The sequence below is a fragment of the Rhodococcus sp. NPDC078407 genome (assembly GCF_044542515.1).
Taxonomy (GTDB): domain Bacteria; phylum Actinomycetota; class Actinomycetes; order Mycobacteriales; family Mycobacteriaceae; genus Rhodococcoides.
On the sequence record NZ_JBITUQ010000001.1, the window covers coordinates 228,746 to 253,110 of the forward strand.

Consider the following 24,365-nt stretch of genomic DNA (forward strand, 5'->3'; position numbering starts at 1 on the left):
CATGCGGACCCTGTACCCCGAGATCGAACCGTTCGAGTCCGGGCACCTCGACGTCGGCGACGGGCAACACATCTACTGGGAGGTCTCCGGGAACCCGGACGGAGCGCCGATCGTGTTCGTGCACGGCGGCCCTGGTGGTGCCACGAATCCGTTGCAGCGGCGGTACTTCGACCCGCAGGCGTACCGGATCGTGCTGTTCGATCAGCGAGGATGCGGACAATCGACTCCGCACATCGCCGACGGCGGCGACCTTTCGGTCAACACCACCGACCGATTGATCTCGGACATGGAGAAGCTGCGCGGGCACCTGGGTGTCGACACCTGGTTGGTGTTCGGCGGTTCATGGGGCTCCACGTTGTCGCTTGCTTACGCCCAGCGGCATCGCGACCGCGTACGCGGGCTGATCCTGCGAGGAATCTTCCTCGTACGCCCGTCGGAGATCGACTGGTACTACGGCGGCGGTGCCGGCCACATCTTCCCCGATCTCTGGGAGAAGTTCCTCGAACCCATCCCGGAGGGCGAGCGCGACGGCGATCTCGTCGAGGCGTATCACCGGCAATTGATGTCCGACGACCACGAAGCCGCGACGCGCGCTGCGGTGGCATGGTCCACCTGGGAGGCGGCAACGAGTTATCTGCTGCCGAAAGCTGATGCAGTGCAGAGCAATTCGGATGCACGGTTTGCCCTGGCCTTCGCCGGCATCGAGAACCACTACTTCCGCAACAACTGCTTTCTCGAAGAGAATCAGCTGCTGCGCGACGCCCACCTTCTCGATGGCATTCCCGGCGTCATCGTGCAGGGTCGTTACGACGTGGTGTGCCCGGCCACGAGCGCGTGGGCGCTCCACAAGGCATGGGCCGACGCCGATCTGGTGATAGTCGACGACGCGGGCCATTCTGCGGCCGAGCCAGGGATCGTGCATCACCTCGTCGAGGCAACCGACCGCTTCAGGACGTGACGGGCGAATAGTCGAAGGAAACTTTGCGGGAGTCGGTGTCGGCCTGGGCCAACCGGACCGTCACCGACTCCCCCGCAGGAGGTTCTCCGTCGCACTTGCCGATGACGATGGGATCCGACACGAGCACCTCGGCATCGCGCTTGCCGTCGGCACCACGAAGAACGACGGCGTCGAACGTCTCGCCCACGCGACCGTTCAAGACGTGTGCCTCGGTGAGGTCGACGCAGGCGCGATCGACTTTCGACGCCGCGGAGTCGGAGCCTCGCATGATGGCCGGGAGTTCCGGTAAGGCCTGTGCCGCCCACTCCGGCACCGGCGATCCTGCCACGACCGCCAAGCACACCTCGGTGGCGAAGCGATCCGACAATCGCCGCAGTGGTGCTGTCACATGTGCGTACGGTGCACCGATTCCCGAATGTTCCACCACCGCGTCACTGTCGGCAGTGTCGGTGGCGCGATCGAAAGCGAAGTAGTCCGCACCACGTAGCAAGCCGGTGGCCCGACTCATCATGGCTAGAGTGGACGGTGCATCGGCAGGCAGTTCGGCCAGTACCGCACCGGCCGATGCGCCTGCGGGCCAATCGATTCCCAGCGCGGCGGCGGTCTCCTGCAACGCTTCGACGGCGTCGCTCGGAGCGGGCGGAAGAGTACGGACGATGCCGATTCCGGCGTCGAGCATGATCCGGGCCGCGCACATCCCCGTCAACAGAGACACCTCGGCGTTCCACCCGTCCGCGGCCGTGCGAGGTTGTAGAACGACGCGCCAGCCCTGCCCGTCGGGCACCACTTCCTGCTCGGGCAAGGTGATGTCGATGGCTCCGCGCCGTCTGGCGGCAGCTGCGCGCTGGGCTCCGAACTCGGCCAGCGCTGCGATGGACGGATGCGGTGTTCCCGCGTCCACATCGGCTTGCACGGCGGCGTAGTCGAGCCGGGCGGTCGATCGAACGAGCGCGCGGGTCACCGTCCACGCGGCCGCTTCGCCGACGTCGTCGAGTTCGATGGTCCACAGAGCGGCGCAGCGAGTCTGCCCCTCCAACAGGCTGCCCGAACCCTCGGACAACTCACGTGGGTGCAGCGGAATCGATCCGTCGGGAAGGTAGAACGTCTGGCCGCGTCGACGTGTCTCGATGTCGAGCGCTCCCCCGGGCGTCACCAGTGCGCCCACATCGGCGATCGCATAGTGGACCACGAACCCGTTGGGCGTCTTCTCGATGTGGACGGCTTGGTCGAGGTCCTTCGAGCCGGGCGGGTCGATGGTGACGAACGGAATGTCGGTGCGATCGATCCTGCTGTCGGCGTGCAGGTCTCGGGCTTCGACTGCCTCGCGCACTACGTCTGCGCTGAAATGGTCGGTGAGGGCGAACTCGGAGCGGATGGCCTCGAAGTCGAAGCTAGAAGCCCTCAGCCGGGTGAGCAGCACCGTCAGTTGTTCCAGTCGTCGTCGGCATCGGCGGCCTTGTTGCGCGCCGCGGCGATCTTCAGCGCCTGCTCCGCGGTGGCCTTGTCCGGATACGGACCCATGCGGTCGAGGGCATTGGTCTCTTTGCCCTGAACCACCTTCTTGGCGGCGATGTCGTAGTACCAGGAGGTGTCGTCGTCGGTCATGACTTCCAGTGTGCCCCACGGAGCGACGCCGCAGGAGAACTGCAGGGGAAATAGTGAGTGCGAACGAGTCGGCCTGTAAGCCGGATCCTGTCTGCCGTTCCTGCTTTCGCAAGTTCGGCTGGACGACCATCCATCTGGGCACACCGTCGCCGGGTACCTCGAGCAGTCCACCCGCAGGCTCGGGCGAGCAGCCCTCGAGCACCTGCGCAGCTGCACCGCTTTCGCGGTGCAGCCTTCGACCTTGCTCCGGGCGGGGTTTACCTAGCCATCCCAGTCACCTGGGATGCTGGTGCGCTCTTACCGCACCGTTTCACCCTGACCTGCAGTTCGGTTCCGAAGAACCGATCCGCAGGCGGTCTGTTTTCTGTGGCACTGTCCCGCGAGTCACCTCGGGTTGCCGTTAACAACCGCCCTGCTCTGTGGAGTCCGGACTTTCCTCGGCTCGAAGCGCGACGACACTCGGTCGCCGGTCCTCCGAGCCGCAGCCGTCCGGCCAACTCGTTCGCGGTTGCGTACTCTACTCGGCCCTGCTCGGTCGCCGGGAACCGAACTACAGTTCCTTCCATGAATGAATGGGTCGTGTTGCTGCGCGGCATCAACGTCGGCGGCATCAATATCAAGATGGCCGATCTCCGTGCCGCACTGACATCGGCCGGCTTCACCGATGTCCGCACCGTTCTGGCGACCGGAAATGTCTTGCTGAACTCCTCACTGGCTGCCGCCGAGGTGAAGGCGAAGGTGGAGAACACGCTGACCCGGGCGTTCGGCTACCAGGCCTGGGTTGTCGTACTGAACAGGCCGACGCTGCGAGCGATTGTGGACTCCTACCCGTTCGACGCCGAACGAGAAGGCTGGCATCCTTATGTGGTGTTCGGTAGCGATGATAGCCATTTGACCGAATTGTCCGCTCTTGCAGACGAACTCGACCCCAATCTTGAAAGGATCGACGAGGGGAACCACGTGCTCTACTGGGAGGTGCGTAAGGGCAGCACCACCGACAGCACCTTCGGGAAAGCCACTGCGAAAGCCAAGTACAAGGCCACGACCACCACGCGAAATCTGCGCACGCTCGTGAAAATTCTCGCGTGACCTTTCTCGCCGCGGCATTGGTCGCTGCAGTACTCGTCTTCGCGATCGTGCGACCTCGTGGTCTGCCCGAGATCGTCGCTGCACTGCCGGCCGCGGCGATCGTTCTGCTCGTGGGTCTCGTCAGCCTCGACGCCGCACGCGAGCAAGTACTCGAACTCGCTCCGACCGTCGTGTTCCTGGCGTTCATCCTGATCCTGGCGCATCTCTCGGACGCGCTCGGCGTGTTCACCTGGATCGCGGCGAAGCTACGACGAGGCGCGAAGGGCAGCCCACGCAGGCTGCTCACTCTGGTGTTCGCAGCAGCCGCATCGACCACGGCAGTCCTCAGCCTCGACGCCACCGTGGTGCTGCTGACGCCGGCCATCATCGGCGCTGCTCGCGTCCTGGGTATGTCGCCGCGCCCGCACAGTTACGCCACTGCGCACCTGTCCAATTCGGCATCGACTCTGCTACCGGTCTCGAACTTGACCAACCTGCTGGCCTTCGCCGCGACGGGTCTGACCTTCTTGCACTTCACCGCGTTGATGGCACTGCCGTGGATCTTCGCGGTCGTCATTGAATTGGCGGTGTTCCTCCTCTTCTTCCGCAAGGATCTGACCCATACCGCGACGACGGACAAGCCGTCCGGGCAGGAAGCGGAGGATGTACCCGCTCCGCGAGCCACGCTCGTCATCCTCGGCGCGACACTCATCGGCTTTGCAGTGGCGGGGCTGTTCGATATCGAACCGTTCTGGGTGGCTGCCGTGGGGTCAGTTGCGCTGACTGTCCCGGCACTTCGAGGACGACACACCACGCCTCGCGCCATACTGCGCGGTGCCGATCTGCCGTTCTGTGGCTTCGTCTTCCTGCTCGGTATCGTCGTTCTCGGCGTTACCACGGGCCCGATCGGCGACTGGCTGACGCGAATTCTGCCGTCCGACACCACCTTCGCCTCATTGCTCGCCGTTGCAGCTATCGCGGCGGTGGCGTCGAACATCGTCAACAACCTGCCCGCGACGCTGCTGCTGCTGGCCGCCTTCGGTGCGGACGCTCCCCCGGCGCTGTTGTTGGCCATGGTGATCGGGGTGAACCTGGGCCCCAATCTCACCTACGTCGGGTCGCTGGCGATCATGTTGTGGCGACGCGTCGCGTCGGCCAACGACGAGCCGGCAGACCTACGCACCTTCACCGTGCTGGGCGTCATCACGACGCCGCTGACCATCGTCGGTGCAGTCGCGGGCCTGTGGCTTGCCCTGCAGATTTGACCCTCGATACGCGGCTCGTGGCCCAGGCCGGACTTTCGCGTCAGCTCAGCTCAGCTCAGCGTCGAGATCGATTGTCAGTGGTACCGGGGCCTCGATGACGAACCGCCCTCGACGAACCTGCTCGACGTATCCGTGCGGACTCAGATCCAGCGTTGTGAGCGTGGCAGCATCCGGATCGACGACAACCTCGACCTCCGGTAACGCCTCCACACCGTCCGGTAACTGGCCGTCGAGCTGTGTACACAGTCGAAACACGCAGTATCGCCACGTGAACGCGACTGCCAGACCGGCGACAGCCGACGCGAACGACACGAGGGCGATCGAACGAACCGGCGAAGGTTCACGGGTGCCGTTGTCGGACATGCGAACCCAGCCCTCCTTCGATGCCCCGGAAAAACGATCAGCCCAGAGTTGCCAGGTGTGAGGTGTCGTTCACTAATCGCACCGAGGACCCACCGTCGGGGTAGAACTCGGCGATACTCAGCGACGCGAGATCCAAGTGCAATCGATACAGCAGGGACGGTCCGACGTCGAGTGCGAGTTGCAGAAGCATCTTGATCGGAGTCACGTGGGTCACCACCAGAACGGTTTTCCCGGCGTACTCGGTGAGCAACTGGTCGCGGGTCGCTTCGATGCGCGTGCGCACCGCGTCGAAGCTCTCCCCGTTCGGTGGTGCGACCGATGTTTTCCCGAGCCAAGCCTGATGCTGCTCCGGGTATCGCTGTTTCGCCTCGCCGAACGTCAGTCCCTCCCAGTCGCCGAAGTCGGTCTCGATGAGACCGTCGACAGTGGCGACGGCCAGTCCGAGGCGGCGGGCTGTCGCTGCGGCGGTCTGCTGGGCGCGCGTGAGCGGCGAGGCCACGATGGCGTCGATATCGGTACGTGCTCCGAGAATTGTTGCGGCAGAATCGGCTTGATTCAGGCCCAGCTCGGTCAGCTCCGGATTGCCGCGACCGGAATACCGACGGTCGACCGACATCGGGGTCTGGCCGTGCCGCAGCAACAGCAGACGCGTCGGCTCCCCCATCGCACCAGTCCACCCGGGCGACTCGGTCTTCTTCGCAACCGGCTCGGCATCCTTCTTTGCGACCGGCCCTGCATCGGGCAATTCCAACAGGTCCACACCCTCGGCCGCGGCATCCATCGCCTCGTTCGCCAAAGCGTCGGCGTGCGAGTTCTGCGAGCGTGGAATCCACTCGTAGGTGACGGAATCGAACCCGCGAGCCAGTTCGGCCGCTTTCCGCTGAAGCGGAATCATGTCCGGATGCTTCACTTTCCAGCGTCCGGACATCTGTTCGACGACAAGTTTTGAGTCCATCCGAACAGCGACCTCACGGGCCCCGACGTCGGCCGCGGCGCTCAGCGCGGCGATCAGTCCGTTGTATTCCGCGACGTTGTTGGTGGCGACACCCAACGACGCCCGACGCTCGGCCAGAACCTGCGAGCGATCGGCACTGAACACCACTGCGCCGTACCCGGCCGGTCCGGGGTTGCCGCGTGATCCACCGTCGGCCTCGGCGACGACCCTCGATACCTGGCTCAAATTCCGGATTCCTTGGTGCGCACCAGGATTGCGTTGCACTCGGAGCAGCGAATGAGCGCGTCCGCGGGCTTGTTGGCGATGCTGGCGATCTCGTTACGGTCCAATTCGATGCGGCAGGCTCCGCATCGGCGGGCCTGCAGCAGGGCTGCACCGCGGCCGGTGAGGGCGCGCTGCTTCTCGTAGAGCGCAAGCAGATCTGCGGGCAATCCCGAGGCCAACGACTCACGACGCTCGGCGCTGCGCTTCTCGGCGGTGTCGAGGTCTGCGACGGCGTCGTCGCGGCGGCGACCGGCATCGACGAGTTCATCCTCGATCTGAGTCAACTGAGCACCTGCGTGCTCGTAGTCCCGCTCACTGGCCTCACGCTGCTCCATCACTTCGAGCAGTTCCTCCTCGAGGATGCCCTGGCGCCGCTCGAGGCTGCCCAGCTCGTGCTGCAGCTCTGTCATCTGCTTGGGGGCGATGGTGCCACTCTCGAGCATCTTCTTGTCGCGAGCTTCACGTTGGCGAACCGCGTCCACCTCGCCCTCGAGTTTGCGAATGTCCCGATCGAGGTCGTCCATGGAGATCTGCACCGTCACGGCCGCGTCCTTGCGGGTGGTGCGTTCGGTCTCGAGCTTGTCCACTTCCTGCTGCTCGGGGAGGCTCTTACGACGGTGGGCGATCTGCGAGAGTTCGGTATCCACACCGGCCAATTCGAGCAGCGAGGCCTGGACTTTGGGATCGACGTTCACGCTTGATGACTCCTGCGACTATGGAAGTTGATTCCGATTACCCTACCGGCTGAGGGAAACCGAGCGAGCCGGATCCACTCGATGGCAGGTCGCGGGTTCTCCGGTCACAGCGTCCACGGGTCGGTACGGACCTCGGTGACCTTGCTGCTCCACCCGTCGGTGTCGCCGAACGCGGCATCGACGATTCCGCGCGCCTGTTCGCACCAGGGGAACTCCGAGGCCCAGTGCGCGGTGTCGATCACCGCGGGCCCGCCGGCGCGCAGATGCTCGTCGACGGGATGGTGCCGCAGATCCGAGGTGACGTACACGTCTGCGTCGGTGCGTGCCACGGCCGAGAGGAACGAGTCCCCCGCTCCCCCGCACATAGCTACCACCGACACCGTTGCCTCGGGATTCCCCGCAGCACGCACTCCCCACGTCGTGGCCGGCAACGCGTCCCGCACCACGTCGGCGAACTCGGCGAGAGTCATCGGTGCCGGGAGTCGGCCGATCCTGCCCAGGCCGGTGCACGACGGTAGAGCCGCGGACTCGAAGACGTCGAACGCAGGCTCCTCGTAGGGGTGCGCCCGGCGCAGTGCCGAAAGCATCTGAGCACGTTGCCCTTTGGGGGCAACAACTTCGAGGCGATCCTCCGCCTCGGTGTGTACTTCTCCGAGAACACCGAGCGTCGGGTGCGCATTCGGTCCGGGACGGAATTGGCCGAGTCCCGCCACCTGCCAACCGGCCTGGCTGTAGTCGCCGATCTGCCCGGCTCCGGCGTCGAACAACGCCTGCTTCACCGCCGCCGAGTCGGAGATGGGCACGAAGACCACCCACTTGTCGTGCGCGAGTGAGGGAATGGGATCGAGTGGCCGAGTGTCGATCACTCCCAGCGCCGACGCGAGTGCGTCGGAAACGCCGGGATCGGCCGAGTCTGCGTTGGTGTGGGCGGTGAACAGCGCGCAGTCGGCCTTGATGAGGCGATGAATCACCGAGCCTTTGGGGGTATCGGACGCCACGGTGTCCACACCTTTGAGCAGCAGTGGGTGGTGAGCCACGATCAGATCCGCACCCCAGGCGATGGCGTCGTCGACCACGGCGTCGGTGACGTCGACGGTGTACACGATCTGCTGCACAACAGCTTCGGGATCTCCGCACACCAGCCCCACGGAGTCCCAGCTCTCGGCCAGACGCGGTGGATACGCGTTGTCGAGAACCTCGATGACGTCGGCCAATGTCACTGCCATGTTCGATGCTCTCCTCACAGAACGGTGTTCAACGCATCGACCAGTATGTCGACCTGGGGCGAGTCGCGTACCGCCACGCGCAGATAGTGGCGGTCGAGACCTGGGAACGTGTCGCCGCGACGTACCGCGATGCCCATCGCGCGAAGCCGTACTCGGACAAGGTCGGCACCCTCGACACGCAACAGCAGAAACGGTGCACGGGCTGGGCCGGCGATTTCGAGACCCTGGCCGGCGAGTCGGTCGATCATCTCGGTTCGTTCGCGGTCGATGCGTTCGGATTCGGCGCGTGCCTGATCGACGGCGAACGGTTCGGTGCAGGCTCGAATCGCTTCGATCTGCAGGCTCCCCAGAGGCCAATGCGCGCGGCCGTGTTGCATCCTGGCGAGAACGTCCGGGTGCCCCAGCGCGTATCCACACCGCAGTCCTGCCAATGCCCACGTCTTCGTCAGGCTGCGCAGAACGAGCACATCGGCCGTGCTTTGTGAGGCGGCCGACTCTCCCACCCCGAGAACGGCGTCGGCGAAGGCCTCGTCGATCACCAGCATGCGGCCGGGACGATGCAGGTTCAGGACCGCCTCGCGCGGATGCAGGACCGACGTCGGGTTGGTCGGGTTACCGATGATCACCATGTCGGCGGCGTCGGGCACCAGAGACGCGTCGAGCACGAACGGGGGCGGCAGAATCACTCGGTGCACCGGGATACGCGCCTGTTCCAGCGCCCAGTCCGGCTCGGTGAACGACGGATGGATCGTCGCCGCCAGCTGGGGCTCGAGCCGTGGCAGCATCGAAAAGCCCTCCGCTCCCCCGCTGAGCAACAGCACCTCGTCCGGGGACCGGCCGTGGTGTGCGGCAACCTGCTCTCGCGCGGCGTGCTCTGCCGAAGCGCTCGGGTACGAACCCAGTGAACCCAGCGCCGTGGCCAGCCGGTTCCGTAGCCATTCCGGCGGTCCGTCACCGCGCACGTTGACGGCGAAGTCGACGAATCCGGACTCGACCTCCACGTCCCCGTGGTGACGGAGGAACGCGTCGGTGTCGGCAGTTGTATCGGACATCGCGACGAGCGTAGCCGTAGGCGTTGCCGGACCAGCCGCACCGATAGGCTTCGAGCATGTCCGCTCTCCCCGCTGCAACCGTCGTTCTGTTCGATCTCGACGGGACGTTGACCGATTCCGCACCGGGAATTCATGCCGGTTTTCGGCATGCGCTCGCCACTGTGGACGCCCCCGCACCGACCGAGGAACAGCTGTCGCTGGTCGTCGGTCCGCCCCTGATCGACACACTTCGCGGTATGGGTCTGACCGAGGACGCGGCGCAGCGTGCATTGGCGGCGTACTTCGAGCGCTACGACGAGCGGGGCTGGGCCGAGAACACCGCGTTCGACGGCATCGAGTCGGTGTTGACGCGATTGCAGGAGCGCGGTGTCCGCCTCGGTGTCGCGACGTCGAAGTCGGAGCGATTCGCCGTTCGGATTCTGAACCACTTCGGCCTGTCGAGGTACTTCGAGTTCATCGGCGGGGCCAGCAACGACGGCACTCGACGGGCCAAATCCGATGTCATCGCGCATGCGTTGGCCAACCTCGGCGTGGACCCGGTGGAATCCGCAGACGGCGGCACTCCCGGAGTCATCATGATCGGTGATCGTGACCACGACGTTCACGGTGCCGGTCGATTCGGCATTCCGACCGTGTACGTCGAATGGGGGTACGGCATCGACGGCGAAAGCGCCGATGCTGCGTTCACCGCGTCGAACATGGAGGAACTGGCCACTGTGTTGGAGCAGAACACGTCAGCCGCCCGGTGAGCGACCAACTGCACGTGACATTCGTGTGCACCGGCAACATCTGCCGATCACCGTTGGCCGAGAAGGTCTTCGCTGCGCACCTCGTTGAGGCCGGTCTCGCTGACGCCGTCCGGGTGTCCAGTGCGGGCACCGGCGGCTGGCATGTGGGCGACGGCGCAGATCCCCGCACCGTCGCCGAGCTCGATGCCCACGGCTACGACAGCGAACACGAGGCCGCTCAGGTCGGACCGGACCATCTGGCGGCCGATCTGATCGTCGCCCTCGATACCGGCCATGCGCGGGATCTGCTGCGTCTCGGCGCACCGGCCGAGCGGGTGGTACTGCTGCGCTCGTTCGATCCCGACGCCGACGACACGTCCGTGGCTGATCCGTACTACTCCGACGATTCTGCGTTCACCGAGGTGCGCCGACAGATCGAAAGTGCTGTTCCGGGCATGCTGGACTGGGCACGGTCTCGCCTCTCCCACTGACCCGGCTACCGTGGTGGAGTGGACAAGTTAGCGTTCTTGCTGCGCCCCAAATGGTTGGTGCTGGCTGCGGTCGTGCTGGCCTTCGCGTTTCTGTGTTTCAGCGTGCTCGCACCGTGGCAGCTGGGCAAGAACACCTCGACCTCTGCGCGCAACGACCTGATCGCCCAATCGGTCGATGCAGATCCGGTGCCCATCTCGGACATCCTCACTGCCGACGGCATTTCTCCCGACGATGAATGGCGTCGGGTGATCGCGACCGGCTCCTACCTGCCCGATTCCGAGGCGCTGGTGCGACTGCGCAGCATCCGTCAGCAGCCGGCGTACGAGGTCATCACCCCGTTCGTGATCGACGGCGGGCCCACCGTGCTGGTCAATCGTGGATACGTACTGCCGGTGGAGGGCACCAGAGCACCCGAGTTCGCGCCCGCACCTTCCGGCCAGGTCACTCTCGATGCCAGGCTGCGCCAGGCCGAAGGCACGTCGCGGGAGCCGATCGAGGAAGACGGTCGTCTTCAGGTCTACAACATCAACCCCGAACAGATCGGCGCAGCAGTCGGCGTCGATGCAATCGACGGGTACTTACAGCTCGACGACGCTCAGCCTGGCGGACTCGGCCTGATCGAGCTGCCGCAGACCGATGCAGGGCCCTACCTCTCGTACGGTCTGCAGTGGCTGGCGTTCGGCATCATGGCGCCGCTGGGCCTGGCGTATTTCGCCCGGGCCGAGATCAGGGAACGCCGAAATTCGCGTGCCGAGATGGCGCGCGCGACGTCTGGCGAACCGGACACCGAGCCAGTTCCCGATGAGGAAGAAGAATTCACGCTGCCCACACGCCGCGAGAAGCGGGCCAGAGCGCGGGCTGCATCACGACCGACGGTACCGACGGACCCTCGCCTCGCCGATCGCTACGGCAAGAATCGCTGACGCGATCGCCGACATTTCCTGCACCCGAGTCGACAGCACGACCGCGTGACGTAGATCGCGAGCTGTGGGTGCGGGGCCATCGCCCAGGGTCGGACGGTTCTCGACGCCGTGTCGATACTCCGTTCTGCCTCCGAGTTGCACACCGAGCGCTCCAGCGGCCGAGGCCTCGGCGACACCGGCATTGGGGCTGGGATGCTTCGACGCGTCCCGTCGCCACATCGTGATCGCCCCCCGGAGAGAGCCATGTACAAGGGGTGCCGACGCTATCGTGGCCAGTCCGGTCACCCGGGCCGGCACCAGATTGAGAACGTCGTCGATGCGCGCTGCGGCCCATCCGAAGCGGAGATATTTCGGAGACCGGTAGCCGATCATGGCGTCCAGCGTGTTGCTGGCCCGGTACGCCAGAATCCCCGGCGCTCCCGCCAGCGCTCCCCACACCAGGACTCCGACGGACGCGTCGGACGTGTTCTCGGCGATCGACTCGAGTGCAGCGCGTGCAATACCGTCGGAGCCGAGCGAATCCGGATCACGCCCGCACAACGACGGCAGCAGGGCACGTGCACCAAGCAGGTCCTCCGCGTCGAGGTGATCCGCCATGGAACGGCCCACTCGGGTCAACGATGTTCCGCCCAGAGCGGCCCAGGTTGCGACGGCGACGACGGCTATGTCACCGGTCACGCCCAACCGCGAGGCCACGCGACGCGAGCCGACACCGACAGCGGCCGCGGCGGCAATCAATGTGACCGCGTGAACGCCACCGAGCACGCGACTGTCACGGTAGAGAGCACGTTCGAGGCGCAGTGCCGTCGAGCCGAATCCGGCCACGGGATGCCAGCGTCGGGGATCTGCGAACACGCGATCGAGGCCGTAGCCGACCAACAGTCCGACCGCTCGGGGGTGTGTCCACATTCTCCGAATCTTGCCAACCGCGCGTGCGGTTCAGAAATCCGGTGTGTCAGGCCCAGCGCTGGCGGTATGCGCTCGCCAGTTGGCGGTTACCGAAATCGATGTCGCTTCCGTCGTTGAGCAGTGCGATTGCCATTCCTACGAAGCCGACCGTTGCGATGACGAACAGTGTCATGATTCCCCCAGAATCTCGTGTGGATCCGCGGTGCGGATGTGTCTGTAACAGATTGTTACCCCTATGTTGGCGGTTTCCCACTCGTTTGAGGCGGCCGTCACGTGTGTCGGTCGTCACGAGACGGCCGTCTCATTCGAACGTCCAAAGGCGCACCGCCACAGGCATTTACATTCTGTGCACTTCCGCCGTAGTTACTGTCGCACAGGAAAGAGATGACGTTCGTCGGTCACGACCGAGCGAAGGAATTCGTCGACGGCCTTCACGCGTGCCAGATCGATCAGTTCCCGTGGCACCACCGTCCAATACGTCCGCTCGACCGAGACCACGCCGGGCAACACACACGTCAAGGCCCCGTCCGGCTCACCGATGTAGCTGGGCAGAGGCGCTATTCCCACGCTCGATCTCGCGGCGATCCATTGCCCGGTGATGTTGTTGGTCTGAATCCGCGCTCGGCCGTCCGGCAGAATTGCGTCGAGAATACGGAGGGGTGCGACGTCGAGCACTGCCTCGACGTACGAGATCAGCGTGTGGCCGCGCAAGTCGTCGACGGTCCTGATCGGCGACCTCGCGGCGAGATAGTCCTCGGTGGCGTAGAGCTCCAGTGAGTACGTGGCCAATCGGCGCGTCACCACGAATCTCGGCGACGGCCGCTCCAGAGTGACGGCGATATCGAATTCCCGGGTGGCCAACGAGTTGTGCTCGGTAGCGGTCACCAACTCGATGTCGAGATCGGGGTGCTTGTCTCTGAGTACACCGAGTTTTGGCGTCAGAACGAAGGCTCCGAAGCCGTCCGGGGCGGCGATACGCACTGTGCCGCGCAGAGTCCCGGTGTCGGACGTCTGATCCTCGAACGCCGCGATGAGGGTCGACTCCACGGTTTCGGCATATCCGACGAGCCGTCGCCCGGCCTCGGTCAGTCGCCAGCCCGACGGGGTTCTGTCGAAAAGCCGCTGCCCAGCGGACTTTTCGAGCGCGCTGATGCGGCGGCCGACGGTGGTGTGGTCGACTCCGAGGGAGCGAGACGCATCGGTCAACCGTCCCGTTCTCGACACTTCGAGGAAATAGCGTAGGTGGTCTGGGTTGAACACGTGCTCAGACTATCGCTGTGTGCATATGTGCACAGCGATCTGCGAACTTGGCCTTTGACATGTGCATCGATCACAGTGAGACTCGACACACACCGATGAAGGGATCGAACGTTGACCGACGTCATTGCGCACTGGCTCGATGGAAAGACCTACTCCGGCACGTCCGACCGCACCGCTCCCGTCACCAACCCCGCGACCGGCGAGGTCACCGGCACACTCACCCTGGCCGACACCGGCGACGCGCGGGCAGTCATCGACGCTGCCGCCGCCGCATTCCCGGCGTGGCGAGACAGCTCCCTGGCGAAGCGCACTTCGATTCTTTTCTCCTTCCGAGAACTGCTCAGCGCCAGGAAGAACGAGCTTGCCGAGATCATCACCGCCGAACATGGGAAGGTCCTCTCCGATGCCCTCGGCGAGATCTCCCGCGGCCAGGAGGTTGTCGAATTCGCCTGCGGGATGGCACATCTACTGAAGGGTGGATACACCGAGAACGCATCGACCGGCGTCGATGTCTACTCGATCCGTCAGGCCCTGGGCCCCGTCGGCATCATCTCCCCTTTCAACTTCCCCGCCATGGTCCCGATGTGGTTCTTCCCCGTCGCCATCGCGGCCGGTAACACGGTGGTACTCAAGCCCTCGGAGAAGGATCCGAGCGCGAGCATCTGGCTCGCCCGGCTCTGGGCCGAGGCAGGCTTGCCCGACGGTGTCTTCAACGTTCTCCAGGGCGACAAGGTGGCCGTCGACGAATTGCTCGAGAACAAGAAGATCAAGTCGATCTCCTTCGTCGGCTCCACTCCCATCGCCCAGTACGTCTACAGCGTCGGCACCTCACACGGCAAGCGCGTCCAAGCCCTCGGCGGTGCCAAGAACCACGCCGTCGTCCTCCCCGACGCAGACCTCGACCTTGCCGCCGACGCCATGGTCAACGCTGGCTTCGGCTCCGCAGGCGAACGATGCATGGCCATCTCCGCTCTCGTGGCCGTCGGGAACATCGCCGACGAACTCGTAGCCAAGATCGCCGAACGCACCGTCCCACTCGTGACCGGCGACGGCACCCGCGGCGCAGATATGGGCCCGCTCGTCACCCGGGTACACCGCGACAAGGTCGCGTCTTATGTCGACGCAGGCGAGGCGGCTGGTGCCACGATCGTCGTCGACGGCCGTATCGTCCAGCCCGACGGAGCGGACGACGGATTCTGGCTCGGCCCCACCCTGATCGATCACGTGACACCGGACATGAGCATCTACACCGACGAGATTTTCGGGCCGGTCTTGTCTGTCGTACGAGTCGACACCTACGACGACGCACTGCAGCTGATCAACGACAACCCGTACGGCAACGGCACCGCGATCTTCACCAACGACGGCGGCGCGGCCCGGCGCTTCCAGAACGAGGTGGAGGTCGGCATGGTCGGCATCAACGTCCCCATCCCAGTTCCCATGGCGTACTACAGCTTCGGCGGTTGGAAGAACTCCCTCTTCGGCGACAGCCACGCCCACGGCACCGAAGGAGTCCACTTCTTCACCCGAGGAAAGGCCGTCACCAGTCGCTGGCTCGACCCCAGTCACGGCGGCATCAACCTCGGATTCCCTGAAAACAACTGAGCCCCGAAAACAGCTGACCCCCGAAAAAGAGCTGACGCATGTGCACGGAACCTCGCAGCAGGCTACGAAGTTCCGCGCACATGGTCACCCCGCGAAGGAGCACACCATGGTTGCCAACATTTCGTTTCCTCGGTTTCTCAAGCTGGGCGGAGGCTCAGTCGAAGAGCTCGGCACGGTGCTGAGCGATCTCGACGTCTCACGGCCCCTTCTTGTCACCGACGCGTTCATGGCCGGAAACGGATCGGCCGATCGCTTGATGAAGATCATGACCGACGCCGGCAAGACACCCGCATTGTTCTCGGGCACCGTGCCCGATCCGACGACGGATTCGTTGGTCGCCGGTCTCGAAGCGGTGCAGCAACATTCGGCCGATTCCATCATCGGGTTCGGTGGTGGCAGTCCGATGGACACGGCCAAAGCGCTGGCCATTCTTGCGGTGCAGGGCGGCACGATGCGGGACTTCAAGGCTCCGGTCCTCTCGACCGGACCGGCCCTACCGATCATCGCTATCCCCACCACCGCCGGAAGTGGTTCGGAGGCAACTCAGTTCACCATCATCACCGACGTCGCCTCGGACGAGAAGATGCTCTGCCCCGGCCTGTCCTTTCTACCGATCGCCTCGATCATCGACTTCGAGTTGACGATGTCGATGCCGACACGTCTGACCGCCGATACCGGCGTCGATGCCCTCACCCACGCCATCGAGGCGTATGTCAGCAAGAAAGCCAACCCCATCTCCGACGGTTTGGCGCTCAGTGCGATTCGCACGATCGGAACGTCGCTGCTGCGGGCATATCAGGACGGGGACGACCGGCAGGCGCGCGAGGCCATGATGCATGCCTCGACGCAGGCCGGCATGGCGTTCTCCAATGCGAGCGTCTGTTTGGTGCACGGCATGAGCCGCCCGATCGGTGCGCATTTCCATGTGGCACACGGGCTGTCGAACGCGATGCTCTTGCCTGCCGTCACCGCTTTCTCCATCACCGGCGCCCAGTCGCGCTACGCGGACTGCGCCCGCGCACTGGGCGCGGCGTCGGAAGCCGATTCGGACGCGATTGCCGGTGGCAAGTTGCAGGACGCGATCGTCACTCTGTGCCGTGAAGTGGAGGTCCCGACGCCGGAGACGTTCGGTATCGACAAGGCGAAGTGGGACGACCTGTTGCCGTTGATGGCCGAGCAGGCCCTTGCTTCGGGTAGCCCGGGCAACAATCCGGTCGTGCCCACCGCAGAGCAGATCGTCGATCTGTACCGCCAGGTGTACGCCGGGATCTAGACGACCTCACTCCGATACGCGGGCGGCAACAGTGCCGCGCCGCGTATTTCGGCGCTGCACCAGAATCCCGCCGATCACGGTCACTGCCGCCAGCACAGCCGACAGCAGGATGGCAGACCGCTGTTCGGGCCGCACCACCATCATGACCAGGACGAAGACGATGAACCCGATGGCCAGGTAGGTCAGCCACGGATACAGCCACATCAGGACGGCGGGGCGTTCGCCGTCGCGGTCCAGTTGACGTCGCAGCACCAGTTGACTGCTGGCGATGGCCAGGTAGACGAACAGTGCGACGGCACCGGTGGTCGCCAGCAGGTAGGTGAAGAGCTTCTCGGGCAAGATGTAGTTGCCGACGACGGCGAGGAACCCGAGCACCATCGAGGCAATCACCGCGATCCACGGCACTCCGTTGGACGTGATCTTCTTGACCGCCCGTGGAGCGTCGCCTCGATCGCCGAGCGAATACAGCATGCGCGACGCGGTGTAGAGCGCCGAGTTCAGGCACGACGCGACAGCGGTCAAAATGACGATGTCCATGATGGTCTCCGCGTGCGGAATTCCCATCTTGGACAGTACGTACTGATAGGAGCCGGTCGCCGGGTCCAGTTCGTTCCACGGCACCAACGCGACGATGACGAAGATGGAACCGAAGTAGAAGATCGAGATTCGCCAAATCACCGAGTTCGTCGCGCGGGTGATTCCCTTTGCCGGGTCCTTGGATTCGGCCGCGGCGATCGTGACGATCTCCGATCCCATGAACGAGAACATGGTCGTGAGCATGGCGGCTATCACCGCGCCGAAGCCGAGGGGCATGAAGCCGCCCGACGCCCAGAGTTGGTCGACACCACTGACTTCGGAGTTCGGCAGCCAGCCCAGAATGGCTGCGATCCCGAGGCCGATGAAGGCGATGATCGCCACGACCTTCACCAGCGCGAACCAGAACTCGAACTCGCCGTAGTTGCCGACGCTGATCAAGTTGGTGGCAGTGAGGGCAACAACGATGATGAGAGCCCACATCCATTGGGCACCGCCGAGCCAGTTGGTCAGGATGGCGGCAGCCGCGGTCGCTTCGACGGGGATGACCAGCACCCAGAACCACCAGTACAGCCATCCGACGGAGAAGCCGGCCCAGTGCCCCAGTGCCCGGGTCGCATATGTGGAGAACGAGCCGGTATCGGGATTGGCCGTCGCCATCTCCCCCAGCATCCGCATCACCAGGATGACCAGCAGGCCGGCAAAGAAGTAGGCCAGCAACACCGCAGGCCCGGCCGTTGCGATCGCGTTGGCGGAGCCGACGAACAGACCGGCACCGATCACTCCGGCTATCGAGATCATCGTCACGTGCCGCGGCTTCAGGCTCGTGCCGAGTCCGCTCTCGCCGGTCTCCGGCTTCTCCGTAATGGACATCTCTGTAGTCGAACACAAAGTGGGCGCCGACGCAGCGGGTGACCGAATTGTCCAGAATGCTTCTGGTGCAGATGTTTTCCGCACAACGAGCCGAATCGGGGCTCCCCGATTCGCTGGAGCAGACTCGCGATATTCACCGCCGTGAACCTTGCCGAACAGGCCGGGCCGGATAGCTACTCTCGTCCCACGGCGGCGCATTCCTTCGGCTCACCGACGCGACCGACCGATCCCGGCATACTGGACCGATGAACTCCGAAGCGGGCACCATCACCGATCCGGTCACCATCGTCGGTGCGGGCATAACCGGCGCAGCCTGTGCGCGGGTTCTCCGCGACGCAGATGTGCCGATCCGCATCGTCGACAGGGGGCGCGCGCCGGGTGGTCGGATGTCGTCGCCGGAGTTGCACGGCCGTCGCGTAGATCTGGGTGCCGGCTACTTCACCGTTCGTGATCAGGAATTCTCGACGGTGGTCGCCGACTGGGAGTCAGGTGGATCGGCGCGGCAGTGGGCCAACACGTTCGGCATCCTCAAGCCCGAGACGGCACCGTGCACCACGACCGGACCGGTTCGCTGGGCCACCCCGGGTGGGCTGCGATCGCTGGTACGAAACATGCTCGACGGCGTCGACATACAACATTCCACCGAGTTGACCGAATTGCCCGACGGCCATGTCGTGGTCGCCATGCCGGATCCGCAGGCGGCGCGAATGATCGCCGTCCCGGATGCCGTCGACTACGTTCCTGTCATCGCGGTGGCGTGTGAGTTCGACGGGCTCGACATCCCTTTCCGAGACGCAGCGTTCGTCAACGATCATCCAGACATCGATTTCGTCGTGGACGACGGTGCCCGCCGCGGCGACGGCGCTCCGGTTCTGGTGGTGCACACCACATCGGAGCGCGCGCAGCAGCATCTCGAGAATCCCGACGGCGCGATTGCCCCGATTCTCGAGGCCCTACGCGAACTGTCCGTCGTCTCGGCGGCGCCCGCATGGACTCACGCTCATCGGTGGACCTTCGCCAAGCCTGCGACGCAACACGATTCCAACTTCGCGCTTCAGGAGCAGGACGGACGCTTCGTCGGATTGGCCGGCGATCAGTGGTGTGAATCCGGAGTGCCGAGGGTCGAGAGCGCCTGGCGTTCGGGGACGGATGTAGGCAGGGAGTTGGTTCGAAGACTGGGCCGTTGAATCAGGTTCAGCTGACCAATGTCACCGTCTCGTCCAAAGGTGCTCGGCTGGTGCGGAATCCGTTGATCGGGTGACTCTCGTCGGGATAGCCGAACGAGATGCCGGCCACCACTTTTCGAGTGTCCGGGATGTCGAACCACTCGTGCAGAAACGGCGAGTACGCGGCCAGCGCTGCCTGCGCGATAGCCCCCAGACCGAGGCTCTGCGCCGCGAGCAAGAAGGTCTGCAGATACAACCCACAATCGACCGCGCCGTACACACCGAGATCGGCGTCGGTGGTGATGATGGCCGCGTGCGGGGCGTCGAACAGCTCGTAATTGCGAATGAACTGACGCGTCGTTGCCTCGGTGTCGGACTTGACGACGCCGATGCTCTCGTAGAGTGCGCCGCCGCACTCACGTCGCCGTGCCCGATGCAGGGCGTTGTAGCTGGCCGGAAACGGAAAGTCCGATTGGGGCACACCGGACGCCACATGTTCCACCAAGGCCTCGGAGAATTTACGGGTGGCGTCGCCTTCGGTGATGATGACTTGCCACGACTGGGTGTTGGACCAAGAGGGTGTACGCCGGGCGGCAGAGAGCAGTTGCCCCAGCACATCGCGCGAAACCTGCTTGGGCAGGAACTGCCGGCACGAGTAGCGTTCGTCGAGAAGTTCGGTCAGTGCTTCGTACCGGGTCACATCGTCCGCCTCGTGTCAGTGTCATCGGGTGCGGATCGAACGTAACACCACGACTGCGCCCGACGGTCCGCTCGCGGACCGTCGGGCCTCGCTACTACCGGGGAACCTGCCCTATCCGACAAATGCGACAGTGATCGAGTCGAGCGACCGAGTCTTCAGTCAGCGGAACAGCTTTCATCGAAAGTGAAGAAACACGACAGTGGGTGCGAGTGTTTGCCGCGCGACACGTGGAACATGTACGTGAGTCGAGACGAGCCGCCAGACGTCGGATGGTGGGCGCAGAGGGGTTCGAACCCCCGACCGCTGGTGTGTAAAACCAGAGCTCTACCGCTGAGCTATACGCCCGTGTACCGGTGGCCTGGGGACAACCCCGGGCCACCGGAACGCTTGGAGAAATTTATCGTGTCTGTTCTCTAACTACAATTCCGCAGGTCAACTCACCTGTGCGAGCGCCTCGGCCCACGAGGAACTGTCGCGAGCCTCGCCGGGTCCGTTCATTTCGGCGAACCTGATGATTCCGGATTTGTCGACCACGAAGGTGCCCCGATTGGCAAAGCCGGCGTCTTCGTTGAACACGCCGTACGCCTGAGCAACCTCACCGTGCGGCCAGAAGTCCGAGAGCAACGGAAAGGTGTAGCCCTGTTCTGCAGCCCAGATCTTGTGGGTCGGAGGTGGTCCCACGGAGATCGCCAACACCGCAGTGTCGTCGTTCTCGAAGGTCGGTAGCTCGTCGCGTACTCGGCACAGCTCGCCCTGACACGTGCCGGTGAAGGCCAGTGGATAGAACACGAGCAGAACGTTTTTCACGCCCCGGTACGACGACAACGTGACCAGTTGATTGTTCTGGTCCTTGAGGGTGAAGTCGGGCGCTTCCGCGCCAACCTCGATCGGCATCTAGAACCGTCTTCCTGTGTCGAGCATGGGCCTACCGCTTGGTGGCGGGAGTCTTGGGCTGAACCAATCGGCTTCCGATCCAGTCACCGAGATTGGCCGCAGAGGTCTGCGTCAAACCGGCGGTAGGAGCGGACTCGGCAATCTCGCTGGGCTCCACATGACCGGACATGCCGGTCTTGGGGCTGAGGACCCACACGATTCCATCGTCCGAGAGCGGCCCGATGGCATCCATGAGTGCATCGACCAGGTCACCGTCTCCGTCGCGCCACCACAGCAGTACAACGTCGATCACCTCGTCGGAATCCTCGTCGAGGGTCTCGCCACCGATCGCATCTTCTACGTCGGCGCGCAGATCATCGTCGGTGTCCTCGTCCCAGCCCAGCTCTTGAACGACCATGTCGCGAGTGATGCCAAGTTTCTGAGCGTAGTTCTGAGCGTCCGCCGCGGCGACCACGGTGGTGACCTCCTTGAATTGTGGGTGCAGTAGTCAAAGCGAACAGGGTCGAAGCCGTTCGCGCAAGCTGACCGCGCCGAAATTGCGTACATAAATTTCTACTGGTGGGTATCGGACCTCTGTACTACCAGAACCGACGAGATGCGGCAGGATTGGGGAGGAATCACGAGAACGAGGAAAGTAGATCGCCGTCACAGGGGCGAGCTACCGGACCGGACGCCACACCGAGCGTCCGCCACATTGAGGAGTGCACACGTTGTCCGAAGTGAACAGCGGCGAACGGCAGAACACATCGTCTGCAGGCAAGAAGAGCTCGGACGGACGGGTCCGCGTCATCCGCGAGGGTGTCGCGTCGTACCTGCCCGACATCGACAACGACGAGACCAACGAATGGATCGAATCCTTCGACGGGTTGTTGGAGAGGTCCGGCCCCAACCGCGCTCGCTACCTGATGCTCAGGTTGCTCGAGCGTGCCGGTGAGCGCCGCGTCGCGCTCCCGTCGCTGACATCGACGGACTACGTCAACACGATTCCCACCGAGAACGAGCCGTGGTTCCCCGGCGACGAATCGATGGAGCGCCGGTACCGCGCCTGGATCCGCTGGAACGCCGCGATCATGGTGCACCGCGCACAGCGTCCCGGCGTCGGCGTGGGCGGACACATCTCTACGTACGCATCCTCGGCCGCGCTGTACGAGGTCGGCTTCAACCACTTCTTCCGCGGCAAGGATCACCCGGGCGGCGGCGACCACATATTCATCCAGGGCCACGCCTCTCCCGGCATCTACGCCCGCGCCTTCCTCGAGGGCCGCATCCCGGCCGAGCGCATGGACGGCTTCCGGCAGGAGGCCAGCCACGTGAACGAGGGCGGCGGACTGCCGTCCTACCCGCACCCGCGACTGATGCAGGATTTCTGGGAGTTCCCGACGGTGTCGATGGGCCTCGGCCCGATGAACGCCATCTACCAGGCCCGCTTCAACCACTACCTCAACGACCGCGGCATCAAGGACACCTCCGATCAGCACGTGTGGGCGTACCTCGGCGACGGCGAGATGGACGAGCCGGAATCGCGCGGACTCGCACACGTGGCCGCCACCGAGGGGCTCGACAACCTCACGTTCGTCGTCAACTGCAACCTGCAGCGTCTCGACGGCCCCGTGCGCGGTAACGGCAAGATCATCCAGGAACTGGAGTCGTTCTTCCGCGGTGCGGGCTGGAACGTCATCAAGGTCGTCTGGGGCCGCGAGTGGGATTCGCTGCTGCACAAGGACCGCGACGGCGCGCTGGTCAATCTCATGAACACCACGCCCGACGGTGATTTCCAGACGTACAAGGCCAACGACGGCGGCTACGTTCGCGATCACTTCTTCGGCCGCGATCCCCGGACGAAGGAACTCGTCAAGGATCTGTCCGACGACGAGATCTGGAACCTCAAGCGCGGTGGCCACGACTACCGCAAGGTGCACGCTGCCTACGCGGCGGCGATGTCGCACAAGGGCCAGCCGACGGTCATCCTGGCGCACACCATCAAGGGCTACACCCTCGGCAAGCACTTCGAGGGCCGCAACGCAACGCACCAGATGAAGAAGCTGACGCTGGACGATCTCAAGACGTTCCGCGATCTGCAGCACATCCCCATCTCGGACGAGGAGCTCGAGAAGGATCCGTACATGCCGCCGTACTACCACCCCGGTGCGGACGCTCCCGAGATCCAGTACATGCTCGATCGTCGCAGCAAGCTCGGCGGATTCGTCCCCGAGCGCCGCGTCGACGTCAAGCCGTTGCCGCAGCCGGGCGACGACACGTACAAGACGCTGCGCAAGGGCTCCGGCAAGCAGGAAGTCGCCACCACCATGGCGCTCGTGCGCGTCATGAAAGAGCTGTTGCGAGACAAGGAGATCGGTCACCGAATCGTGCCGATCATCCCCGACGAGGCACGCACGTTCGGTATGGACTCGTGGTTCCCGTCGCTGAAGATCTACAACCGCAACGGCCAGCTGTACACCTCGGTGGACTCGGAGCTGATGCTCGCCTACAAGGAGAGCTCGGTCGGCCAGATCCTGCACGAGGGCATCAACGAGGCCGGCTCCACATCGTCGTTCACCGCGGTCGGTACCTCGTACGCCACGCACGGCGAGGTCATGATTCCGCTGTACATCTTCTACTCGATGTTCGGGTTCCAGCGCACCGGCGACGGTCTCTGGGCAGCGGCAGATCAGATGGCCCGCGGATTCGTGCTCGGTGCCACGGCGGGACGCACCACGCTGACCGGTGAGGGTCTGCAGCACGCCGACGGGCACTCGCTGCTGTTGGCATCGACCAACCCCGCAGCGGTGGCGTACGACCCGGCGTTCTCGTACGAGATCGCTCACATCGTCAAGGACGGTCTGCGCCGGATGTACGGCGGCACCGAGGGCGTCGAAGGCTTCGGCGGCGAGAACATCTTCTACTACATCACCCTCTACAACGAGCCGTACGTGCAGCCGGCCGAGCCGGAGAACCTCGACGTCGAGGGTCTGCTGAAGGGCATCTACCGGTTCGCCGAACCGCAGGACGGCGACGGACCCGAGGCGCAGCTGCTGGCGTCCGGCGTCGGTATCGTCTCGGCCCGAAAGGCCCGAGAACTGCTGTTCGAGGAGTGGGGCGTGCGCTCGGCCGTGTGGTCGGTCACCTCGTGGGGCGAACTGCGCCGCGACGGCGTCGAAGCCGAGAAGGAGTCGCTGCGCAACCCCGGTGCCGACAAGCGCGTTCCGTTCGTCACCTCGGCCCTGGCCGATGCCAACGGCCCGGTCATCGCGTCCTCGGACTGGATGCGCGCCGTTCCGGACCAGATCCGTCAGTGGGTTCCGGGCGATTACGTCACTCTCGGTACCGACGGCTTCGGATTCTCCGATACCCGTCCGGCCGCGCGTCGAGTGTTCAACGTCGACGCCGAGTCGATCGTCGTCGCCACGTTGTCGGCTCTGGCGGCATCCGGTGAGGTCGACCGATCGAAGGCCGTCGAGGCCGCGGAGAAGTACAAGATCGACGACGTCACCGCGGCTCCCACGTCGTACGCCGACACCGGTTCCGCGTAGGTTCCACCGTTGATCGGCCAGCCCCCG

The 24,365-nt window shown here is 64.5% G+C and carries 24 protein-coding genes, 1 tRNA gene and 1 other RNA gene; 10 read left to right on the plus strand and 16 right to left on the minus strand.

The annotated features are described in order from the left end of the window. Position 1 precedes the first annotated feature (1 nt). Positions 2 to 958: a prolyl aminopeptidase gene (pip, locus tag ACIGGF_RS01045; protein WP_397519594.1), complete on the plus strand. Its 957-nt coding sequence runs from the start codon at positions 2 to 4 to the stop codon at positions 956 to 958. On the opposite strand, the gene ACIGGF_RS01050 is transcribed toward pip, so the two are convergent. The 3 genes from ACIGGF_RS01050 to rnpB all read right to left on the minus strand — a co-directional run bounded on the left by ACIGGF_RS01050 (position 948) and on the right by rnpB (position 3,064). Then, positions 948 to 2,378: an RNB domain-containing ribonuclease gene (locus ACIGGF_RS01050; RefSeq protein ID WP_397519595.1), complete on the minus strand. Its 1,431-nt coding sequence runs from the start codon at positions 2,376 to 2,378 to the stop codon at positions 948 to 950. The two genes, pip and ACIGGF_RS01050, sit on opposite strands and share 11 nt — an antisense overlap. Positions 2,379 to 2,380: 2 nt before the next feature. Next, complete coding sequence (locus ACIGGF_RS01055; protein ID WP_397519596.1) at positions 2,381 to 2,563, minus strand: hypothetical protein; 183 nt, start codon at positions 2,561 to 2,563, stop codon at positions 2,381 to 2,383. 60 nt (positions 2,564 to 2,623) lie between these two features. Next, an RNA gene (gene rnpB, locus ACIGGF_RS01060) (RNase P RNA component class A) lies at positions 2,624 to 3,064 on the minus strand. Between the two features lie 63 nt (positions 3,065 to 3,127). Here rnpB and ACIGGF_RS01065 point away from each other — a divergent pair. Further along, positions 3,128 to 3,652 carry a DUF1697 domain-containing protein gene (locus ACIGGF_RS01065; protein WP_397519597.1) on the plus strand — a complete coding sequence of 175 codons (525 nt, stop codon included), beginning with the start codon at positions 3,128 to 3,130 and terminating at the stop codon, positions 3,650 to 3,652. After that, entirely contained in the window at positions 3,649 to 4,896 is a 1,248-nt protein-coding gene (locus ACIGGF_RS01070; protein ID WP_397519598.1) for an ArsB/NhaD family transporter, read from the plus strand. The genes ACIGGF_RS01065 and ACIGGF_RS01070 overlap by 4 nt, the downstream gene beginning before the upstream one ends. Positions 4,897 to 4,941: 45 nt before the next feature. On the opposite strand, the gene ACIGGF_RS01075 is transcribed toward ACIGGF_RS01070, so the two are convergent. The 5 genes from ACIGGF_RS01075 to cobC form a co-directional block, all read right to left on the minus strand. Beyond that, positions 4,942 to 5,259 carry a hypothetical protein gene (locus ACIGGF_RS01075; protein WP_397519599.1) on the minus strand — a complete coding sequence of 106 codons (318 nt, stop codon included), beginning with the start codon at positions 5,257 to 5,259 and terminating at the stop codon, positions 4,942 to 4,944. Between the two features lie 37 nt (positions 5,260 to 5,296). Beyond that, positions 5,297 to 6,439: a bifunctional RNase H/acid phosphatase gene (locus ACIGGF_RS01080; RefSeq protein WP_397519600.1), complete on the minus strand. Its 1,143-nt coding sequence runs from the start codon at positions 6,437 to 6,439 to the stop codon at positions 5,297 to 5,299. Further along, positions 6,436 to 7,173, minus strand: coding sequence for a zinc ribbon domain-containing protein (locus ACIGGF_RS01085; RefSeq protein WP_269604300.1), 738 nt, complete (start codon positions 7,171 to 7,173; stop codon positions 6,436 to 6,438). The genes ACIGGF_RS01080 and ACIGGF_RS01085 overlap by 4 nt, the downstream gene beginning before the upstream one ends. 104 nt (positions 7,174 to 7,277) lie before the next feature. Next, complete coding sequence (locus ACIGGF_RS01090) at positions 7,278 to 8,399, minus strand: Nif3-like dinuclear metal center hexameric protein (RefSeq protein ID WP_397519601.1); 1,122 nt, start codon at positions 8,397 to 8,399, stop codon at positions 7,278 to 7,280. 14 nt (positions 8,400 to 8,413) lie between these two features. Next, positions 8,414 to 9,451, minus strand: a complete 1,038-nt coding sequence (gene cobC / locus ACIGGF_RS01095) for an Rv2231c family pyridoxal phosphate-dependent protein CobC (protein WP_397519602.1) — start codon at positions 9,449 to 9,451, stop codon at positions 8,414 to 8,416. Between the two features lie 56 nt (positions 9,452 to 9,507). On the opposite strand from cobC, the gene ACIGGF_RS01100 reads away from it, so the two are divergent. Genes ACIGGF_RS01100 through ACIGGF_RS01110 form a run of 3 tightly spaced genes read left to right on the plus strand, consistent with a single transcriptional unit; the run spans position 9,508 to position 11,594 of the window. Further along, complete coding sequence (locus ACIGGF_RS01100; protein ID WP_397519603.1) at positions 9,508 to 10,200, plus strand: HAD-IA family hydrolase; 693 nt, start codon at positions 9,508 to 9,510, stop codon at positions 10,198 to 10,200. A gap of 14 nt (positions 10,201 to 10,214) precedes the next feature. After that, a complete protein-coding gene (locus tag ACIGGF_RS01105) occupies positions 10,215 to 10,670 on the plus strand; it encodes a low molecular weight protein-tyrosine-phosphatase (protein WP_397519604.1) in 456 nt (151 codons plus the stop codon). Positions 10,671 to 10,688: 18 nt separating this feature from the next. Further along, the gene (locus ACIGGF_RS01110) at positions 10,689 to 11,594 is read left to right on the plus strand and encodes an SURF1 family protein (RefSeq protein WP_397519605.1); all 906 of its coding nucleotides are present in this window, start codon (positions 10,689 to 10,691) and stop codon (positions 11,592 to 11,594) included. On the opposite strand, the gene ACIGGF_RS01115 is transcribed toward ACIGGF_RS01110, so the two are convergent. From ACIGGF_RS01115 to ACIGGF_RS01125, 3 genes are all read right to left on the minus strand, one after another. Beyond that, positions 11,535 to 12,503, minus strand: coding sequence for a cobalamin biosynthesis protein (locus tag ACIGGF_RS01115; RefSeq protein ID WP_397519606.1), 969 nt, complete (start codon positions 12,501 to 12,503; stop codon positions 11,535 to 11,537). The genes ACIGGF_RS01110 and ACIGGF_RS01115 overlap by 60 nt on opposite strands. A gap of 46 nt (positions 12,504 to 12,549) precedes the next feature. After that, entirely contained in the window at positions 12,550 to 12,675 is a 126-nt protein-coding gene (locus ACIGGF_RS01120; RefSeq protein WP_397519607.1) for a hypothetical protein, read from the minus strand. Positions 12,676 to 12,866: 191 nt separating this feature from the next. Beyond that, the gene (locus ACIGGF_RS01125) at positions 12,867 to 13,763 is read right to left on the minus strand and encodes a LysR family transcriptional regulator (protein WP_397519608.1); all 897 of its coding nucleotides are present in this window, start codon (positions 13,761 to 13,763) and stop codon (positions 12,867 to 12,869) included. Between the two features lie 111 nt (positions 13,764 to 13,874). Here ACIGGF_RS01125 and ACIGGF_RS01130 point away from each other — a divergent pair, with 111 nt between their 5' ends. After that, positions 13,875 to 15,368, plus strand: a complete 1,494-nt coding sequence (locus ACIGGF_RS01130; RefSeq protein ID WP_397519609.1) for a CoA-acylating methylmalonate-semialdehyde dehydrogenase — start codon at positions 13,875 to 13,877, stop codon at positions 15,366 to 15,368. A gap of 106 nt (positions 15,369 to 15,474) precedes the next feature. Next, complete coding sequence (locus tag ACIGGF_RS01135; protein WP_397519610.1) at positions 15,475 to 16,641, plus strand: iron-containing alcohol dehydrogenase; 1,167 nt, start codon at positions 15,475 to 15,477, stop codon at positions 16,639 to 16,641. 6 nt (positions 16,642 to 16,647) lie between these two features. On the opposite strand, the gene ACIGGF_RS01140 is transcribed toward ACIGGF_RS01135, so the two are convergent. Further along, on the minus strand, positions 16,648 to 18,048 hold the full coding sequence (locus tag ACIGGF_RS01140; protein WP_397519611.1) for an amino acid permease: 1,401 nt from the start codon (positions 18,046 to 18,048) through the stop codon (positions 16,648 to 16,650). A gap of 245 nt (positions 18,049 to 18,293) precedes the next feature. Between ACIGGF_RS01140 and ACIGGF_RS01145 the strand changes: the two genes are divergently transcribed. After that, positions 18,294 to 19,235, plus strand: coding sequence for an NAD(P)/FAD-dependent oxidoreductase (locus tag ACIGGF_RS01145; RefSeq protein WP_397519612.1), 942 nt, complete (start codon positions 18,294 to 18,296; stop codon positions 19,233 to 19,235). 7 nt (positions 19,236 to 19,242) lie between these two features. Here ACIGGF_RS01145 and ACIGGF_RS01150 read toward each other — a convergent pair whose 3' ends face one another. From ACIGGF_RS01150 to ACIGGF_RS01165, 4 genes are all read right to left on the minus strand, one after another. Next, positions 19,243 to 19,914, minus strand: a complete 672-nt coding sequence (locus ACIGGF_RS01150) for a nitroreductase (protein ID WP_397519613.1) — start codon at positions 19,912 to 19,914, stop codon at positions 19,243 to 19,245. A 270-nt stretch (positions 19,915 to 20,184) separates the two neighbouring features. Next, a tRNA-Val gene (locus ACIGGF_RS01155) sits at positions 20,185 to 20,259 on the minus strand. 87 nt (positions 20,260 to 20,346) lie between these two features. Continuing rightward, on the minus strand, positions 20,347 to 20,808 hold the full coding sequence (locus ACIGGF_RS01160) for a peroxiredoxin (protein WP_397519614.1): 462 nt from the start codon (positions 20,806 to 20,808) through the stop codon (positions 20,347 to 20,349). 31 nt (positions 20,809 to 20,839) lie between these two features. Further along, a complete protein-coding gene (locus tag ACIGGF_RS01165) occupies positions 20,840 to 21,262 on the minus strand; it encodes a DUF3052 domain-containing protein (protein WP_032379129.1) in 423 nt (140 codons plus the stop codon). 256 nt (positions 21,263 to 21,518) lie between these two features. Here ACIGGF_RS01165 and aceE point away from each other — a divergent pair, with 256 nt between their 5' ends. Continuing rightward, positions 21,519 to 24,338: a pyruvate dehydrogenase (acetyl-transferring), homodimeric type gene (gene aceE / locus ACIGGF_RS01170; protein ID WP_397519615.1), complete on the plus strand. Its 2,820-nt coding sequence runs from the start codon at positions 21,519 to 21,521 to the stop codon at positions 24,336 to 24,338. Positions 24,339 to 24,365 lie beyond the last annotated feature (27 nt).

Bases quoted from the DNA above. Each gene is read 5' to 3' on its own strand.
- ACIGGF_RS01090 (WP_397519601.1), bottom strand. From the start codon at position 8,399: ATGGCAGTGACATTGGCCGACGTCATCGAGGTTCTCGACAACGCGTAT.
- ACIGGF_RS01145 (WP_397519612.1), top strand. From the start codon at position 18,294: ATGAACTCCGAAGCGGGCACCATCACCGATCCGGTCACCATCGTCGGT.
- ACIGGF_RS01115 (WP_397519606.1), bottom strand. From the start codon at position 12,503: ATGTGGACACACCCCCGAGCGGTCGGACTGTTGGTCGGCTACGGCCTC.
- ACIGGF_RS01140 (WP_397519611.1), bottom strand. From the start codon at position 18,048: ATGTCCATTACGGAGAAGCCGGAGACCGGCGAGAGCGGACTCGGCACG.
- ACIGGF_RS01160 (WP_397519614.1), bottom strand. From the start codon at position 20,808: ATGCCGATCGAGGTTGGCGCGGAAGCGCCCGACTTCACCCTCAAGGAC.
- ACIGGF_RS01055 (WP_397519596.1), bottom strand. From the start codon at position 2,563: ATGACCGACGACGACACCTCCTGGTACTACGACATCGCCGCCAAGAAG.
- ACIGGF_RS01100 (WP_397519603.1), top strand. From the start codon at position 9,508: ATGTCCGCTCTCCCCGCTGCAACCGTCGTTCTGTTCGATCTCGACGGG.
- ACIGGF_RS01135 (WP_397519610.1), top strand. From the start codon at position 15,475: ATGGTTGCCAACATTTCGTTTCCTCGGTTTCTCAAGCTGGGCGGAGGC.
- ACIGGF_RS01120 (WP_397519607.1), bottom strand. From the start codon at position 12,675: ATGACACTGTTCGTCATCGCAACGGTCGGCTTCGTAGGAATGGCAATC.
- cobC (WP_397519602.1), bottom strand. From the start codon at position 9,451: ATGTCCGATACAACTGCCGACACCGACGCGTTCCTCCGTCACCACGGG.
- ACIGGF_RS01065 (WP_397519597.1), top strand. From the start codon at position 3,128: ATGAATGAATGGGTCGTGTTGCTGCGCGGCATCAACGTCGGCGGCATC.
- pip (WP_397519594.1), top strand. From the start codon at position 2: ATGCGGACCCTGTACCCCGAGATCGAACCGTTCGAGTCCGGGCACCTC.
- ACIGGF_RS01075 (WP_397519599.1), bottom strand. From the start codon at position 5,259: ATGTCCGACAACGGCACCCGTGAACCTTCGCCGGTTCGTTCGATCGCC.